This window comes from Undibacterium hunanense (assembly GCF_014284335.1).
Lineage (GTDB): Bacteria > Pseudomonadota > Gammaproteobacteria > Burkholderiales > Burkholderiaceae_D > Undibacterium > Undibacterium hunanense.
Map to the genome: position 1 here is coordinate 54,968 of NZ_JACOGF010000015.1, position 18,856 is coordinate 73,823.

The 18,856-nt window shown below is 50.8% G+C and carries 11 protein-coding genes and 1 pseudogene; 11 read left to right on the plus strand and 1 reads right to left on the minus strand.

The features are described 5' to 3' along the window. Positions 1-6 precede the first annotated feature (6 nt). The 8 genes and pseudogenes from H8L32_RS23040 to H8L32_RS23070 all read left to right on the plus strand — a co-directional run bounded on the left by H8L32_RS23040 (position 7) and on the right by H8L32_RS23070 (position 10,466). A complete protein-coding gene (locus H8L32_RS23040) occupies positions 7-405 on the plus strand; it encodes a phage tail assembly chaperone (RefSeq protein WP_186949826.1) in 399 nt (132 codons plus the stop codon). Positions 406-1,038: 633 nt separating this feature from the next. Next, positions 1,039-1,488: pseudogene (locus tag H8L32_RS28385) on the plus strand (phage tail length tape measure family protein); the annotation flags it as partial. Between the two features lie 693 nt (positions 1,489-2,181). Continuing rightward, positions 2,182-6,696: a hypothetical protein gene (locus H8L32_RS23045; RefSeq protein WP_230412381.1), complete on the plus strand. Its 4,515-nt coding sequence runs from the start codon at positions 2,182-2,184 to the stop codon at positions 6,694-6,696. After that, the gene (locus H8L32_RS23050; protein WP_186949830.1) at positions 6,696-7,619 is read left to right on the plus strand and encodes a hypothetical protein; all 924 of its coding nucleotides are present in this window, start codon (positions 6,696-6,698) and stop codon (positions 7,617-7,619) included. Before H8L32_RS23045 ends, H8L32_RS23050 begins: the two co-directional genes overlap by 1 nt. Further along, positions 7,619-8,212, plus strand: coding sequence for a hypothetical protein (locus tag H8L32_RS23055; RefSeq protein WP_186949832.1), 594 nt, complete (start codon positions 7,619-7,621; stop codon positions 8,210-8,212). Before H8L32_RS23050 ends, H8L32_RS23055 begins: the two co-directional genes overlap by 1 nt. Next, a complete protein-coding gene (locus H8L32_RS23060; RefSeq protein ID WP_186949834.1) occupies positions 8,212-8,523 on the plus strand; it encodes a hypothetical protein in 312 nt (103 codons plus the stop codon). Before H8L32_RS23055 ends, H8L32_RS23060 begins: the two co-directional genes overlap by 1 nt. A 2-nt stretch (positions 8,524-8,525) precedes the next feature. After that, positions 8,526-10,184 (plus strand): sialidase family protein, encoded by a 1,659-nt coding sequence (locus H8L32_RS23065; RefSeq protein ID WP_186949836.1) that lies wholly within the window; start codon positions 8,526-8,528, stop codon positions 10,182-10,184. Between the two features lie 96 nt (positions 10,185-10,280). Beyond that, complete coding sequence (locus H8L32_RS23070) at positions 10,281-10,466, plus strand: hypothetical protein (protein ID WP_186949838.1); 186 nt, start codon at positions 10,281-10,283, stop codon at positions 10,464-10,466. Between the two features lie 102 nt (positions 10,467-10,568). Here the strand turns inward: H8L32_RS23070 and H8L32_RS23075 are convergent, their stop codons facing one another. Continuing rightward, positions 10,569-13,544 (minus strand): site-2 protease family protein, encoded by a 2,976-nt coding sequence (locus H8L32_RS23075; RefSeq protein WP_186949840.1) that lies wholly within the window; start codon positions 13,542-13,544, stop codon positions 10,569-10,571. Between the two features lie 241 nt (positions 13,545-13,785). Here H8L32_RS23075 and H8L32_RS23080 point away from each other — a divergent pair, with 241 nt between their 5' ends. From H8L32_RS23080 to H8L32_RS23090, 3 genes are all read left to right on the plus strand, one after another. Next, positions 13,786-14,871, plus strand: coding sequence for a hypothetical protein (locus tag H8L32_RS23080; RefSeq protein ID WP_186949841.1), 1,086 nt, complete (start codon positions 13,786-13,788; stop codon positions 14,869-14,871). A 306-nt stretch (positions 14,872-15,177) separates the two neighbouring features. Beyond that, positions 15,178-17,568 (plus strand): TonB-dependent receptor, encoded by a 2,391-nt coding sequence (locus H8L32_RS23085; protein WP_230412382.1) that lies wholly within the window; start codon positions 15,178-15,180, stop codon positions 17,566-17,568. Between the two features lie 31 nt (positions 17,569-17,599). Continuing rightward, positions 17,600-18,694, plus strand: a complete 1,095-nt coding sequence (locus tag H8L32_RS23090; RefSeq protein WP_230412383.1) for a glycerophosphodiester phosphodiesterase — start codon at positions 17,600-17,602, stop codon at positions 18,692-18,694. The last annotated feature ends 162 nt before the right edge of the window (positions 18,695-18,856 follow it).

The following is an 18,856-nucleotide window of genomic DNA, read 5'->3' on the forward strand; positions in this document are numbered from 1 at the left end:
GAACAAATGCTGGACTATGCCAGAGCAGAATTCTTTCTTAGTCAACCACAAAAAGACGGAAAGCCACTGCGCTGGCATTTGACCGTGGCACATGATGCCATTGCCCATTTTGATGCTGCCAGCAGCATGCAATACATCCCTGCCGAATTGCGCGATTCCTGGGATCTGTTCGTCAACCCGCCACAGCTACCGTTTGAACTGGAGTATCTGTGGCGCTGGTTTCTGGAATTGCACAATTCACGCAGCAACAATGGCATGGGGCCATCGGTCATCACGTATCAGGATTTGCTTGCCTGGTCACACATGACAGGCAATCAGCCTCGCAAGTTTGAACTGGATGCGATCAGACAGTTGGACCGCATTTATTTCGAAGCGATGGACAAAGAGAATGACACAGCTGCTTAAGAGTGCCTAAGGGTACCTGAGGGTAGCTAAGGGTACTTAGTAGCGCTGAACAGACTTGAATCAAGATACAGCAAACCGCCCCAGGGCGGTTTTTTATTGGGAAAACATGGGGACAGAATAATGTCAAACGAAACCGGGAGTAATACTAGCGGAGTAGCCCAGTCAAATGTAAAACAAACCAGTGTGGATGTCAGCCAGTTAAGCAACTTTACTGATAGTTTGGCTAATAGCACAGAAAAACTCAGTGGCTCGATTAAGCATGTCACAGCAGCCATGGCCTCACATAACGCCAGCCTTAATGCTTTACTCAGTTCGGTGACCAAACTGCGTGAACAACATGCGGCGTCAGAGGCACTTGCTTCTGCTGAAGAAAAGCTTGCAGCCAAAGGCAGAGAATTTGTCGCAAGCCTTAAGCAACAAGCTGATACCTTGGGTATGACCAAGCAGCAGATGTTGCATTATCAAGCGGCTCAACTCGGGGTTGCTGACCAGGCGGCTCCATTCATAGAAAGTCTTGGGCATACCGAAAAAGGTATGACTAAACTCAATTTTAGTAGCGATGCCACGCGTAAACAGTTGCTAGGTATGGCGAAAGACATGGCTCAGGGAGATTTCAGCAAATTCGGTGAATCGATGATGGGCCTGGCCGAGAGTACAGGTGCTTTAGCTTTGGTGTTCACTCCAGTTGGTGCTGTCGTTGCTGCTGCTGCCGCAGTTATTGGAACGGTAGCTTATCAGGCATATAAAGCACATGAAGAGTTTGTTGCATGGAAAAATGCACTGGCTGTAACCAATGATTATGCAGGAATGACGTCTGATTCTATGGAAGAACTTTCCAGGAGCATGACGGCGTCAGGCGAAGTTACAATCGGCACAGCAAAAGACATCACACTTGCTTTGGTTTCTTCTGGCGAACTTGGCGGGGCGGCATTAAAGAAAATCGGTATGCTCTCAAGCGATTTCGCTAAAGTAACAGGGCAAGATATCGATAAGGTTGCACCTGATCTAATTAAATTGTTTGCCGATCCTTTGAAAGGTGCTCAGGATTTAGACAAGACGATGCATTTTCTGACTGTCACAGATTTGGAGCATATTTCTACACTCAAGCGACTCGGGCAAACACAAGAGGCGCAGCTTTATCTCGCGGAGGCTCTAAGCAATCATCTCCCAAAACAGGCAGAAAATGTTACAGAGCTAGGGAAAGAATGGAATGAACTTAAGTCGACATTATCTTCAGTCGGTGATGGATTCAGAAGTCTCTTTAAAGAAGATTCATTGGAAAAACAGATAGGGCGCCTTTCCATTTTTGCCGACTTAATACGTAAAATTTCAAAAGAAACTGGTTTGGGCACAGGCATCTCTACACAAATTGATGATGCTTTGAAGAACCAGCAAGAGATCTTGAAATATAAGAATCAGGCGGCAGCAAAAAAAGAGGAAAACAATGCAAACAATGAACGCGAGAAACTGGCTCAACCTGAAATTCAAAAAGCAGCAACGTATCAAATAAGAGTCCTGAAAGATCAGAGGGAACTGGTGAAAACTGGTGAAGATTCTGAAGATAGGGCGCAAAGGTTAAAAGAATTAAATAAGCAAATTGCAGATTCTACCCGAGCTTTAGGGGCGGATGAACGTCAGCTTGCCACGGAGCGCATCACAAACGAAGCCAAAATACGTGATTTGGTGAATAAAGGTGTGAGCGATGATTTGGAAACTGCCAAAAAATTAGGCAGTATCAATCAATTCGAATACGAGAGGAGAGTGCAAGAAATTGCAATGGAAGATATCGCATTCAAGAAAAGCCAGGAACAAAGAATACTGGCACTTGGTGGATTGACAGCAGAGCAGACACTTCAGCATAAAAACAATATCAGCGCGCTCGATAAAGAACGTGAGGTAGCCGAAAAACTCAATAATAATAAAGCATTGCTTGAGGAAAAAAAGGCCCATGATGACGTGATCAAGTCTATTGTTGACGAAGGAAAAGCAACCTCTTCACGCTTAAGCGACGCAATTGAAAAGCAACGTAAGCAAAATGACGAAATTGGAAAAACCGTCGAACTTAAAGAGCTTGAGAAAAAAGCTAGTGATGAAGCAAAAATCGCCGCACTCGAAGCCGATGCTGAATTGGCACAGTTTGCCATTAGTGAAAGTAAAAACAAGAATTTCATAGAAGTAGAGGAAACCAGGTTAGCGCAGATCAAGGAAGAAATCAGGCTTCGAAAAACTCTCATAGAAACCGAAGAGAAGGGAGTCAAATTGGCCGCAGATGCCGCTGCTGAAAAGGCGAGTATTGAAGCAGCCAAGAAAGCCGAAGCGGCATGGGACGCTAGCAGTAAATCAATCGGTGATTTCTTGTATGGTGCCATCGACAATGGCGGCGGTAGCGCAGTCAAGAAATTGGTTGCTGATTTGAAGAAGCAGTTTGCTCAGATGTTGCTCAGACCCATCATTGCGCCAATTGCTGCATTTGGTGCTTCGTTATTGAACCCATCTGCTGCAAGTGCACAGACGTTCATGGATGGAAGTTCAGGTGGCAATGTGTTGAACCTGGCGTCATCAGCGCAATCCGCATTTTCCATGTTGTCCAATGGTTTTGCTGGTATGGCGCAGACGGCAGGTACGGCCATTGAAGGATTGGGAACGACTTTAGGTTCGTCAGTCATTGAAAATTTCGGCATTGGTATGCAAATTGGTCAGGGAGGTCTTTCTTCTTCGGCAGTTGCGGCTGGCTTGCCAGGAGCTGGACTGGGGTCAGCGGTTGCAACTGCGATACCTTATGTTGCTGCAGCTGTTGCTGCTTATTACATCGCAACCAAAGGCTTTGGTCATGGTGACCGTGAAATTACCGGGCAAGACGTTACTGCACAAGTTGGTTCGTTTGGCGTCACTGGCACAAAGAATGTGGAGCATGTCAAAGAAGGCGGATGGTTCACGGGCGATATTCGCGGCGCCTGGAATTATGATCTGAATACGGGTAATACTGTAGCTGACGGGGTTACCTATAACGATACAACCGGTAGCACACAGGCGGCTGGTAAGGCTATCAAGGCAGGCTATGAGGCCATCATGTCCAGCACGACATTGTTTGCCAAACAGCTTGGTATAGATTCTGAATTCATCAAGCAGAAGAGTTACAGTCTGCAATTCGATTTTGGTAAGACAGATGCTGAATTTGCAACCAACCTGACGAAGGCATTGGCGGGCGTATCGGATAAAGTCGCTCTAGATTTACTTCCTAATCTGACTAGCTTGTCAAAAGAAGGTGAGACTGCAAGTGCAACGTTGCAGAGAGTAGCGCAAAATTTTGATGCTACCAATACGGTCATGTCGAATTTGGGATTGGCGAAATTTGCAGCCGATGACGCAGGCTTAAAAGCCACATCAACCATCACAGAGTTGATTGGCGGTGTGGATGCATTGAAGCAGGTCGCCGGAAGTTACTATGACAACTTCTTCTCCACCAGCGAGAAAGAAGCGAATGTCATGAAGGCACTGACAGCAGAATTTGAAAAAGCTGGCCTTGGTGTTTTGCCTAAAACCAGAGATGGTTTCCGCGATATGGTGACGGAGATCAGTAAAACGGGTACGCCAGAACAAATTGCTACTTTACTGAAACTGTCTGGTGCATTCGCTTCCATCGTACCGGCTGTGGTACCTGTTACTGACGCAGTAGCGGCAATAACTGATGGCGTCCAAAAATTGAACATTGCTACCGTGTTCGCAACGACCAGTAATTACATGTCGTTAGAAGACCGTCTGATTGAAATAAAAAAACGACGTGCTCAAGAGGAAGAACTTGCTGCTGCAGCAAGAGCCAGCGCACAAGCCATGACTGAGCTGGTAACTGCTGCGCAAGCCAGTATCCCGGCCTTGCTGCGTTCTGGCAATGTAGTAGCAGCGCTGGCTGCCAATATGGTGGGCGTGTTTAATGACAAGACCTTCTCCAACGACGCTGCGGCCAGGTTCAATGCCAAAGCCAGTGTGAAAATGGCTGGCCAGGTCAGTGCTGATGCACTCAATACGCAGGATGCGGGTAAGGTGATCGGCATACTGTTGTCGCAAACGCTCAGTGATGATTTCAATGAAAGCCTGGCAACGGAAGTGAAGAACGGCCTGGGTATCAGCATGGGTAATGCCTTGTCGGATGCCTTGCATGGCGTGTTCGTGACTGCCGGAAAAATGATCGCTCTGCGTGACTTTTCTCCACAGGGCGCAGGCATTGCGGGTGTTATTGCTGCACGCAATCAGTTTGCTTTTGACAGTGATGCGAAATCCTATCGGGTAGCAAATAATGCGGATGAATCCGTTACCTATTACGGCAAGGATATACAAGCCTATAAGGATGGTATCGAATCACTCAACTATGCCTTGAAAACCGGACGGATCACCCAGGATGAATATGCCAGCGGTATGGCGATCATCGATACGGTGATGAAAGATGCCAAGGAACTTGCAGGTGATCTGAGTGCGCAGTTGAGGCGCGTGGGTGAAGATGCGCAGCGACTGGTGTTTAGCGGCATGAGTTCTATTGGTTATTACTTTGGTGAAATCAGCAAGGCAGCAGACGCGCTGGCTGCATCTGCCGCGGCTGCCAATACCCCGCTGTACCAAACCGAAACGGCGATAGGTCGATTGACTTCACTGGCAACGGTGATGGGGCAATCTGTGTCTGCCGTGGTGGATGGTCTGGATGCGCAGATCGGTTCCATCAGCAAGCAATTGTTGTTGACGCAAGATGAAGGACAGCAACGTACGCTGGCCGGGCAATTGAAATCGTTGCAGTTTGATCAGGCACATATTGCTGACCCTGGTTCGATGGTGGGTAACGCCGCTGTTATTGCCCAGGCTGCCAGTGCTGCCGCTGCTGCCATGACAACGCAGGATGCCAAAAATGCGGCAGCAGCCTTGTCGGGTAATGCGGCATTCAGCGGTGTGGGTGGTAACCAACTGCGTGATATGTCTCTGCTGCTGGATGGGATCAAACAGCTTGATCCGGCTTCGTTTGAAGCCGCCTTTACACGTTTGAATGATGCACTGATCAAAGGACGTGTAAATACGGCACAGTATCAGGCCTTGTTTGAGCATGGTCTGGATGTGTTCAATAACGGTGCCAAGGAAATGGTATCCGCTGCACAAAAAATGGCGGACGTCATCAGTGGCCTGAAGCAAAAAGCCGACGAAGCCATGACAGCCCTTGCTGCCAGCGTCAATGCAGAAAAAAATGCAGCCAAGACGGTGTATGACGACAAGATCAAGCAGATCAACGCAGAGAAGACAGCGGCAGTTGCTATTTATGATGCCTCTACCAAGGCGATTAATGGTCAGATTGCTTCCGTCAACAAAACCGTTGAGACAACACGCACTATCGTCAATACCCTGACCAGCGCGCTGGAAGGCATGCGCATGGGCAGTAACCTGGCGGCAGATCGCAAGACTGCGCAAAACTTCTTGTCGAATGCAGTCAGTACCGCGCAAAACGGTGGTGGTCTGCCAGAAGATGACAAGCTGAAAAGCGCTCTCGGCGTGATATCGCAACCAAGTACGGATCTGTTCTCTTCCTTTGAAGATTACACCCGTGACTTTTACGTGACAGCAGGCGACATTGCTGCCCTGAATGCAGTGGCAACACCGCAACTGGATGCGGCACAGCAATCGTTAATCACGCTCAACGCACAATTGGATCAAGCCAAAGTCGCGCAAGAACAGTTGCTGGCTGAACTGGAGAAAAATGCAACCGATGCACAATTGGCCTACACCATACAGACCGATTATCTGGATGGTTTGCTGACCAATGCCAAAGCACAGCTCGATACCGCATTGGGTACCAATGTCGCGGTATTGACTTTGTCGGCTGCATTGTTGCAGGTGACGACTTCGATAGCGGCACTGGCATCAGCTCAGGCAGCCCAGGCTGCGGCGCAGATGGCAGCAACTCAGGCAGCGGCCGTTGCTGCGGCACAGGCAAAACCGGCAGTATTGACCGGAAATGTGGCAGCCTTTGCCACCGGCGGTGATACAGACGGCGGCTTGCATCTGGTTGGTGAGAACGGACCTGAATTGCAGTTGACTGGTCCTTCACGCATCTTTACAGCGGCACAAACTGCTTCCATGATCAGTGGTTCGTCAAACGATGAATTGCTTTCCGAAATTCGTAAACTGCGCAGTGCAGTAGAAAATCAGGATACCGCAATGAATAAAATTGTCAGCAATACCGGGGCAACTGCCAGCAGCAGCGCGAAAACCGCTGATGCATTTGGTGCGGGCCCCGTTCTGGTGGAGATCGCCTGATGAGCGCCTATTTAAGTGTACTGGCACCCATCAACATAGACGATGCCATACTGGTCAGCAGTACCGCTGCAGAAAATGATTACCCGCTCTACAGCAACGCAACCACGTATGCGGTAGGCACGCGGTGTATCAGCACGACCACGCATCGTATTTACGAAAGTGTCAGGGCCAGCAATCTCAACAATGATCCGACGAATATCACCAATCGTACCGGTACCACGCCCTGGTGGATAGACATAGGTCCGACCAATAAATGGGCCATGTTTGATGGCATCGTCAGCACCCAGACCAGCATCGCTTCGCCACTCACGGTGGTGTTGCGTCCCGGCGCATTCAACAGCTTTTTTTTGGGAGGAATTGAAGCCGAAACCATTGCCATCACAGTCAGAAGTACGCCGGGTGGCACTATCGTCTATAGCTATTCGGGCGTGCTGGAAGGCACGGCACCGGATGACTATTACGAGTATTTTTTTGATCGCTTCAAGCCGCAGACCGATTTTGTTGGCCGTGATATTGGTGAATACAACAGTGCCGAAATCAGCATCACCCTGACCAGAGTATCGGGCAGTGTCAAGCTGGGCCTGCTGGCTATTGGCGATTTGCGTCCGCTGGGGATGACCCAGTACGGCGCCAGAGCCAAACCAAAAACCTACAGCTATATCAAGGTGGATGAGTTTGGCAACAACGTCATCAAGCGACGTAAGGCCGCCACCGACATGAGTGCGACGGCAGTTCTGGAATTATCCGAAGCCAATACGGTACTCGACATTTTGCAGTCGGTACTGGATGTGCCTTGCGTGTGGATCTGTACTGATATCGTCGCTTACCAGGGTTTGCGGGTATTCGGTCTGGGTAGTGGTGAAATTTCTTACGACCATCCTACCAATTGTCAATTAACCCTTAACGTACAAGGACTCATTTAATGCCTACTACGCCACCAAGCTATACACCACCACCGGCGAATCTGCCACAGCGTGGTGACCGGACCACGTTTTCCAACCGGGTCGATGCGTTCATCTCCTGGTTGGGAACTGGCATGACCGACATGGGTGCATTGACCGCCAATGCGTATGCGAATGCGCTGGCCGCATTCAATTCGGCAACGGCGGCCAGCACGTCGGAAGGCAACGCCGCTAACTCGGCCACAACTGCCAATACATTCAAAACGGCAGCAGCTGACAGCGCAACAGCGGCTGCTGCTTCTGCCGCTATGGCCAACAGCGCAGTCAACAGCCCGACGTATACCGATCTCAGCACCAGCAACCTGACGATTGCCGTTGGCACACAGACCTTGACTGTCGCATCGGGAAAGAACTGGGCACCAGGCATGAGCCTGTTGCTGTTTAACAGTGCTGGCAAACAGATGATAGGGCGCGTTACCAGTTATACGGGTAATACGCTGGTCGTCAATGTCAGCAGTATTACGGGATCGGGCAGTTACGCATCCTGGTACATCAGTACTTATATCAAAACTTTAAGCCGGGGTCGCTCGGCATTTATCGGGAGTAATTCATAATGGCAAAAACAGGTATCCTGGGGTCACTCGACTCTGACACAACAGTACAGACGCTGTACACCGTCGCGGTTGGCAACACGGCAGAATTTCTGGTGAATTTCTGTAACCGCCTGCCCACTGCCACCACCATACGCCTGGCCATTTCTGCCGCAGCGACACCTGCCAGCAGTGAATGGTTGATCTATGACGAAATACTGGATGCCAATGCCAGCGCCAGTTTTACCGGCCTGTGCGCGAATGCCGGTCAGTTTGTCATCATCCAGTGTGGCGCTGCATCAGTCAGCGTGAATGCCAACGGTTACGAGGAATAATCATGCCATTTAATCCAAGACAAAAAAATGAAAAATACATTGTGGGCGACATCGTCGACATGGCGGGCCAACCCAACTATGTGGAAAACAGTACCGGCAAATGGATGATCGCCAATGGCAGCTTTGTAGCAGGCAGCCTGTTATCGACAACACTGAAAAATGCTCTGGCGGCAGATGTCAGTTCGCCTAAGGTCAGCATGAGCAGTTATGGCAACCTGATGGCGGCGACACAGGTGTTGACGACTTCTCAGTTTGCTTGCGGTCCTGTTGCTGGTGTGCAGGCGGTGCAGTGTCAGACCGCAGGCGGAATTGCTGAAGCATTGATATTTGATGCAAGCGGTGTGACCAAGGTGCAGCCTGTGGTTTCTGGAGCAAATAGTGCAGGCGGACAAAATATCCATAGTCTGACTAGTAACGGCAGTGCTTTTTTTGATTTTTACCATAATGCCAGCGGCATCTTAAAGTGCCGCACTTCAACTGACGGCAAGACCTGGAGTGACTTGTCGCTGACAGGTTTGCCTTCTACCTATACGTCACCTACCGATGGCTGGAATGTTGGCAATAGTGTAGTGAATGCGCCGTATAATTCTGGCGGCCTTTCCTATGGCGCTGCTGGTTCAAGTCTGGCATTTTGGTGTGGTGCCCGCTTTTTGTACGTTACGGGTAACGCCACCAATGCCAACGTTGTAGCGTCGACATCGACGGACGGTATTAGCTGGGGTGGGGATCAATCCGTTGCTGTGCTTGGTAGCGCATCTATTTCTATGAGCACAAATGCTCTCAGCTTTGTGTATAAAAATGGAAATACTGTGTTCCTCTTATATCAGAGTGGTGTGCAGCGCGTGACGACGGATGGTGGCGTCACCTGGAGTACGCCCACAGGCCTGAATGCAACGCAGGGTTCCACTTCACGTATGCAGATCAATGCAACGGTGCCTGCAAAATTGACAATCTATAATAGTGCAAATGGCTTGATATATTATTCTGCGAATGGGGGCGCAACCTGGGTAAGCAGGGCATTACCAGCTGGATTCGGTTACTCAAACACTTGCAGCTTTGCTTATGCGGGAAGCACTGTATTGTTAACGCAGTCCAGTACATCTGGCACCGGAAATATTTTGTATCGCAGTACGGATGACGGCGCAAGTTGGAGCAATGTGACGATGCCAGCAGGTGCAAGCGGCAATGCACAATTTGCCTGGCATGATGGCTACCGCTTCCTGGTACCCTTGTACGGTGTCTATCAGATGCTGACATCGACAGATGGCTTGAACTTCAATGTCAGAACATTGCCAAGACAGTATGTTTCTGAGACATTTGATGGATCCAATTTATCCCGTCCGTTTGCTGTCGATGCCAACAAAACCATCATTGGCACATGGGGTAATACTTCCAATAGCCTATACACCATAGACGGTGGCGTCACCTGGAAGTACGGGCAGGTCAGCACGATCACGGCCTATGCAACGGGTTATCCGGTCACGATCAATACAGCTGGTTTTACCGGCGTCGTGCTGGGTGGGGCGCATGCTTCAAATACCAGCACAACAACACAGTACATCGTGTCGGTGGCTGATCTGGCTGGTGGTGGTGCTTACTTCAAAACAGCGACGATCAACCCTTTGCGCACTGGTGCTATACCGTATGTGAAGGTCGCCTGATGGATTGCTGTTAGCACACGAAAAAACCCGCGCAATCATTTGGCGGGTTTTTTCATTTTCCATGAAGGTCAACCAAGGTCAACCAAGGTCAACTCAATGCAAGAACATCAAATTACGCATTTCATTGATGCCTTGTCCATAGGCACGGTGCTGGCGACGTTGGCGGGGTGGTTTCCTGCCATGGCGGCGCTGGCTTCGCTGGTGTGGACTTGCATCCGCATATTTGAAACACGGACGGTACAAAAATGGTTAAGTACGCGACAGCGTCACCGTCACCGATAAGTCCATCCTGAATATCAGCAGGCCTGGATGGATGCAGCACGGCGGTGAGCCACCTGCTGCAGCCCCCTTACCTGTTCACCATTTATCATCACTTATCGTCACTTATCTGGCCACAGCAACAACGCGCGGTATGCATTTGATTTCGCGTTGTTCAATATCAAGCAGGGTTTGCTGGAAGAATTTTTTCCAACCAGCGTCATACACCATGCTGCGGCACACCAGTTCGTCTGAGGCTGGCTTGACTGTCTGAGGCATGCGGTTGCGTGCCTGTTGGACGGCATTGCGCAGTCTTTCTGACGTTTTGCCGGCTTCTTCTATTTCACCCAGTGCGCGCTGGCTATGTACCAGCATCAGGTCTGCCTGGAAATTACTGACAGGTTGCCCGCGCTTGATGAACAGATCAATCAACCAGTTACCGGATGACATCTGGTAGCTGTTGTTGGCAGCCTGTGCTTCCTGTCTGGCAGTTTTATAATCTTTTTGCAGGGTTGCGATCATCCAGTTGATCTGGTGGCTTTCGTGTCTTGCAAAATCATTCATGCCTTTATCGTTGGTGGCTTCCTTTAAAAACGGAGCCACCAATTGTTTTGCTTCATCCAGCCGGTTGGTGCTGACCATCAGCCATGCACGGTCTGTTTTTAATAAATTACAGTGGTAATTGTCTGCTGCCCTGTCAGTTAGTTTGTCACTGAGTTTGTCGTTCACTTCAGGTGAACAGTCAAAGTCCGTTTCGGCGGCTTGTAATTGTGTTTCTGCATCTGCGCGGCGCCCTGCCGCATACAGGCTGTGTGCCAGCATCTGGCGTGCCTGTAACAACTGCACATCTTCCTTCTGTTTGTCACTGGAAAGCAAAGTGACCACTTCTTCCTGCAGCACGATCTTGCCCGGCGTATTGGCGGACAAATCGCGTGCCTGCAATACCTGAGCCAGTAAACGGCTATCCTTCTTATCTTCCTGCGCATGCAAGCGCGCCCGTAAAATGGCTTCGGCTTCCAGCAGGTACTGGGCTATTTCTGCGTCATTCTTTTTTGGATCTGCCGCATCATCCGGGCCTGACCAGTTCATCAATGCCGTCGCTACAGAAAACGCAGCATCAGCATGGGCGTGAGTAGGCTGTATCGAATTATTGTTTTCGGCGTAATACAGTCTGGCGATGCGCAATGCATCTTCTGGATCGATTCCCTGTGTTTCTTCCAGTGCTTCCTTGATCATGCCTACACGCGCTGCGCCTTGGGCTGCATCTATTTTCTCTGCACGTTGTTTTCTTTGTAGCTGTATGTCGGCTTCCCCATTGCGCATGGTTGCCTTGAGATCAGTTTTTGCTGTTTTCGCTGACCTGTCATTTTTGTCGGTATCGATGAAAGAGCTGGCACCCTGGCCTGCAACGCTCAGCATGGCACCCGGTGCGGCGAACATCAGGCCACCCATGGCAAGCAGGGGCAGGATGATGCAGCTCAGGTATAGTGCCAGACCGGCTGCACTTTCTTTCCAGTCTGGCAGGCGTCCCAGATAGCGCGGCAGTATGGTCAGGCCGACGTTGAGCTTGGTGGAATAATTCCATTTGCTGAAGCTGGCTTGTCCCATGAAATCATACAGGCGTCTTGCAGCCTTGCTGAAGCGTTCACCCGGCGCTGGTCTGGCCTGTTCCTGTTTCAATAACAGTGAAGACGCTTTGGCAACGCGGAAATGCAGGGGTGAGCCTATCAGCATCAATATGCCCAGACCGCGCAGGATATTGTCGCCGGTATTCATGCCTGCCAGGACCAAAAGACCACCGCTGGCGACCGAAAAAATAAAGCGCAGCCATGGCAGGCGGCCGACGATCAGCAACTCAATCACACGGCCACCGTCCAGCGGCAAGACCGGCAAGAGATTAAAACCATTGATGAAGAACGATGCCATGACAGCCGTCATCAGATATGGTGCCCATTCCATCGTCAGCAGTGAAGGGATGAAGGTAATGGTCGCCAGTGCCCCTACCGACAGCAGCAGACCTGGCATGGGGCCAGCCAGATACACCAGCAGATGGGTCAGTGGCCGGGCTTCATGTTTTTCGCCACTGGTGATGCCGCCCATGCCTGGTACAAAAAATACCTGTACATCGCGGAAACCGGCCAGCTTCATGGCCAGCCAGTGGCCGCCTTCATGCAGGGCGATGACTGCCGCCACGACCAGTGCACCATCCAAACCCCACCACCAGGCACCCACGCCCAGGAAGGCCAGCGCCGACAGGGTGAAGCTGACGTATTGATACCAGCGCGGTGCCCGCAGGGAACGCAGCGTGCACAGCGTACGTACAAAGGCAAAGCGGTCACGCGCCAGGCTGGCCGCATCCAGTGCCGGGTCGAGTGTGGTGACGGCGGTAGTTTTTTTCTTGATGCGCCAACTGTTCAGACGCATGCGCCAGGCCAGGGCCAGCGCCGATAAAAAACGAAAGCCATAGACCGGTTCGCCTTTGACCACACCGCGCTGATAGGTTTTGTTTTCTCTTTCCAGTCTTACCATCCAGCGTCCGGCCAAGTTTTGTGCAATCGCCGGTGCATCCATATCGTCTGTGCGTTGCTGCGGAACGGCTTCACGTGTGTGCAGGTGGGCGGCCAGTTGCCCGGCAAAATCGTCTGCATTGGCATCCTGCACCCAGACCCGGTTCGGATAAGGGATCATGCTGTGCAGCAGCTTGTTGACGGTCAAAAGTGCATTGCCGTCGATATAGGTATTCCACAAATAGACATTATAGAGCCTGCCACCGCTGCTTGACTCAGCAGGGTAGACTTCGGCATGCACGTCTTGCGCAAGGTGGTGGTAGACATCGGCATAGCTGTGGGGCATGTCGTCGGCGCAGATCAGGGAGCGTTCACGCCAGCTGTGCATATAGCGGAAGCCTGCCTGTTCCATTTCGGCGCGTGCAGCATCCAGCACCGGTGTCAGTTCACCGATGGCGCTGCGCACACATGGGGTCTTTAGCGGTGACCACAGTTGCAACTTCAATAAGCGATTGGTAGAGATCACCAGTGTGACTACTTGCACTAATAGCACAATGGCGATGAACGTCGCCCCCAAACCCAGAACCAAATCCATTTATTTCCTCACTGCATTTTGCCTATCACGCATTTTCTGCGAAATGCCGCGAAAAGGCGAGTAAATAGCGGGCGATCATTCACATAATCAGGCAAAAGCTTTTATCCGGCCTTGGCAGGTCGCTGGATTTCCAACAAAACCATGCCACGCAGGTATTTCAATGTCACTAAATTAGTAAATTGCCAATTTGCGAATGCCGGTATATATTTGCAAATCAAATTTATCTTTACAGGAACACATGATGAAATTGCTTTGCACCTTGTTTCTCTTATTTTTTGGCATGACAGCGCAGGCGGCCGATTTACCCTATGCTGGTACTTGGAAGGGCAGTATAGGCAACGACAAAGTGATGGTGTGTTTTGCTTCCTCTACGTCTGCGGAATTTTATTATTTGCGAAATCTGCGGGGGATATGGCTCGAGCCGTTGGGCCTGACACCTGATAAAGACACTACTGATTGGAAAGAAACCAATGGACTCTATGGCGATGATCAAAAGATCACAGGCTTCTGGGCTGTTTCAGGTATCAGTCCAGGCGGTGCCGTTACGACGCTGGACCTGACCTGGATCAGCCCGGACGGTAAGAAAAAAATACCAGTCAAGTTGTCGAAAGTGCCTGTAATGACTAGCCCCAGAATTCCCGAGTCCGATATTTGCGGAGCTAACTATTACCAGCCCCTGGAAGATGACCTGCCACATACCAGCAAAGATCTGAAATTTGAAGGCAGGGAATACCGCAGCATTTCCACCCCGGCCGCCACAGTATTTGAATTGCCAGCCAGTGTGCCCGGTAGCAAGAATTTCAACGACTATACCCGCAACTGGTTAAAGGACTCTGCAGATTGGTTTTATACTTGCCTGCGTAATGGCGCCAAAGAATCAGACTGGGGCCGGGGTTTTGAACCACTGGTCTGGACAGACAGCAAACTGGTGGTCAAAAACTGGATGTCTGACATTGCTTGTGACGGCTCGCATGGACTGGCTTATGAGATGTATGAAACCTTCGATCTTCGTACCGGCAAAATGATCGATACCTGGACATGGGTCAAACAAGGCGATAAGAATAAGGGCGGCAAAAATAAACAAAAAACGCCTCTGACAACGCTATTGAAAAAACTCAAGAACCAGAAACCGGAACAGTGCATGATGGGCGGCGATGCTTTCGATATAGATGACCCCTATGTAGGCAAGAGTGGCATGGTGTTTCGCTTGTCTCATTTAAATCCCATGGGCTTGTGTGAAGACACGATCACTATTTCCTATAAACAAATGATGCCCTTCCTGACACCTGCGGGCAAGGCAGCAGTTGCAGAGTTTTTGCAGCCTTAAGTTTTTCTTTATTTCTATACTCCCTCCGCTTTCTTGATGACCTGTCTGGTGACAGGTCATCACAGTAAAACACTGTTACAAAACAAGTGTGAATAAAACCCTACATTAAAAAAGTTGCTGTCACGGCAAGGTCATATAAGGCCACTACACTTCGGCGGTTTTCCAAATTACGTCAGCGTTTTAATCCAAATTTTTTAATGTGGTTCAGTTTTTTCTGGCGACATCAACGTTGCCTGGAAAGGGGCTCGTGCGCGCATTTTTTTGCGGCAGGCCTTGTGCTGTTACCGATTTTTTTCTGAGAATTTCATGACATCCGCCAAGCAAAAAACACACGCCCAGCCATCCTCATTCCGTATGCTCGCCATGTCGGCAGCCTGCCTGATGGCCTTCACCCAACTGGCCAGCGCACAGACTGCACCAGCCAAAGACGAGAATAAAACCGAGAAGGCTGATGCCGGTATCGCCACGGTAGAAATTTCATCGCAGACTACCCGTTCTGCGGTGTCCATGCGTGGTGCCGAGTTGCAAAAAATCCTGCCGGGTACCAATCCTGTCAAGGGTTTGCAAACATTGCCAGGTGTGACCTTTGCTACGGCTGACCCATGGGGTAATAATGAACAGAACCTGAGTCTGTTTGTGCATGGCTTTAATGGCCAGCAACTGGGTTATACGCTGGACGGTGTACCGCTGGGTGACCAGCAATACGGCAATTACAATGGCCTGTCGCCACAGCGCGCGGTGATCAGCGAAAACGTCAGAAATGTGATTTTGTCTTCAGGCGCAGGTAACCTGGCGACAGCATCCACCAGCAATCTGGGCGGCACCATAGAAGTGTTTTCCAGTGACCCGTTGGCGACACAAAGAACCAACATCGAACAGACCTTCGGCAGCTACCGCACCTCACGCACCTTTGCCCGTTTTGATACTGGCAATTTTGGTGACGGCAATGCGGCATACATCGCCGTCATGCGGCAAGATGCGCGTGCCTGGGATTTTGATGGCAAGCAGGGTGGCAAGCAACTCAATGCCAAATACACCAATACCCAGAACGCCGGCAAGCTGACCCTGTATTTCAATTACAACGACAAGATAGAACCAAACGAAGACAGTACCGTGCATGTCACTGGTGAAACCAGTGCGCCGTACACACGTCCGTTTTTATACCCTGACTTTGCTGCCGCAGTAAGCTACCTGTCGCCAACCGGCGCCACACCGGCAGCCGATGGTTCGAACTATCGCAATTATTACAGCGATGCACAGCGCAAAGACGTGCTGACTTACGCCAAATATGACTGGAACCTGAACAATGATACGGTCTGGTCCAACCAGGTGTATTTCCATCGTGATGATGGTGTCGGTGTGGTTGCCGGGCCTATCGGTGCGGCTGGTTTGCCAGCCTTGTTCAGCGTGTATTTCCCTAACCAGAACCTGAAGCAGGTATTTGGTAATTCTGGCTATGCGACCCGTACGACGGAATATGATATCCATCGTTCCGGCCTGATATCCAACCTGCGCACCACCTGGGGTGACCACCAGATCGAATTCGGCGGCTGGTGGGAACATAATGAATCATCCGCTTATCGCCGTTGGTATGCGCTGGATGTGAATCGTCCAAGTTCTCCGTATGACCGCCCATCGAATCCGCTGATTACCCAATACGGCAGTGAGATACGCAATAACGTCATTCAGTTGCATTTGCAGGATGAATGGCGTGTGCGTCCGGACATCGTGGTACAGGCCGGTTTCAAATCCAGTCTGCAATATGCAAAAGGCGATTTCCCGGTACAGCCTTTGCCGGGCGCGATATCCGGTGGCTCGCTGGCCTTGCCCGTGGGTGAGATCGATACCAAAAAATGGTTCTTGCCACAACTGGGTTTGCTGTGGGAAATCAGCTCGCGTGATCAGTTCTTTATCAACGCGCAAAAGAATCTGCGCCAGTTTGTGACGTACGGCGGTGGTGGTGCATCACCATGGAGTCTGGCCAGCCAGTCGGCATTTGACCTGTTCAAGAACACGGCCCAGCCAGAAACATCGGTCACCTATGAAATGGGCTGGCGCGGCAAGCGCAACCTTGATCTGGGTGTGCTGGACAAGGTTGATGGCCAGGTCAATATCTATCACGTCGATTTCAGCAACCGCCTGTTGCAGATCAGCCCGACGCCTGTGATTTCATCCATCGTTGGTGGTAACCCTGTGCTGGCCAACGTTGGTAGCGTCAGTACTGATGGTATTGACATTGCCGGTACTTTGTTCTTTGGGAAAAACTTCAGCTTCTACAATGCCTTGTCTTACAATCGTTCTGTGTATGCTGATGACTACAGCAACGGCAAGGCACTGGTGGCAACCGCAGGCAAGCGTGTACCAGGCAGCCCGGAATGGATGAACAAGTTTGTGGCCACTGCCACCTTTGGCGACATTGAAGCACAACTGAGCGGTGACTATGTCGGCAAGCGCTATGCAACTTATACCAATGACCTCTCAGTCGATAGTTACTTCATGCTGAACCTGGGCGTGACAGCAAAAATACCGCTGGAAGCCAATGGCTTTTTGAAAAACGCCAGGCTGCGTTTGAATGTCACCAACCTGAACCAGGTCACAGGCACATCGGTGGTGGTAGTCGGCGCCGCCAATGGCACTTACAATACCTTCCCGATTGCACCACGTCAGGTGTTTGTTACTTTTGGCGGAAGCTTTTAAAGGAAACATCAATATGCAACGCAGACATTTTATGAAAACAGCCGCTGCATCTGCAGCGCTGTTAGGTGGTGCGCAATTTGGCCTGACATCCACTGCGCTGGCAGCAGGCAAGGGCAAGGTAGAGTTGTTTGCCCACCGTGGCGCATCCGCCCTGCGGCCAGAACACACGCTGGCCGCGTATGCCAAAGCCATTGCCGATGGGGCTGACTATATTGAACCTGATCTGGTCATCACCAAAGACGGTGTGCTGGTGGCGCGCCATGAAGCATTTTTGAGCGAAACCACCGACGTCGCCAGCCGGCCAGAATTTGCCGGCAAGCGTGCCAGCAAAAGCATCGATGGCAGGCCGCAAGAAGGCTGGTTTGTCGAAGACTTTACCCTGGCAGAACTCAAGACCCTGCGCGCGGTAGAACGCCTGCCCAAGGTACGCCCGCAAAACACCGCGTATGACGGCATGTTCCAGATACTGACATGGGAAGAAATCATCGACTTCGCTGCTGCCCATGCCGCGACGACAGGGCAGGTTATAGGCTTGATACCCGAACTCAAGCATTCGACCTATTTCAAAAGCGTAGGCCTGCCGCTGGAAGATCGTTTCCTGAACATCATCGCCGCCCACGAATACACGCGCCGCTGCCCGCTGGAGATACAGTCATTTGAAGTCGCCAACCTCAAGTATGTACGTAGTGTACTGGGCAAGCGCCACAATGTACGCATCATGCAACTGGTAGAACGTGGTGATGTCCGCCCGGCGGATGTGGTTGCGGCTGGTGGTGATCTGACGTTTGGAAAAATGTGCAGCAAACAGGGTTTGCGTGACATTGCCAGTTATGCTGACGTGGTGGCACCACCGACCCGCGCCCTGATCCCACTGCTGGCGGATGGCAAGCTGGGTCAGCCGACCAGCCTGATCGCGGATGCACATGATGCGGGCCTGCTGGTCCACACCTGGACCTTCCGCCCTGAAAATCGTTTCCTGGCCGCAGATTTCCGCGACGACAAAGGGGAAGATGCCAGAAACGAAAAAGGCTCGGTGGCAGAAATGCAGCGTTATATTGCTGCCGGTATTGATGGTCTGTTCTCTGATGACAGTGCACTGGGACGACGTGCCATCAATAACAGTTAGCAAATTTTGCTAACCCTGGCTGATAAATAACAACGTCTTACAGCCATGATTTGTAAATACTTGTAAGTTGTATCATGCACACGAAAAGGCAGCAATCGCTGCCTTTTTTACATTCATCTATTTTGCCTGTCCGGGGTGATCGCCCCGGCCTGTCTCTGTTTT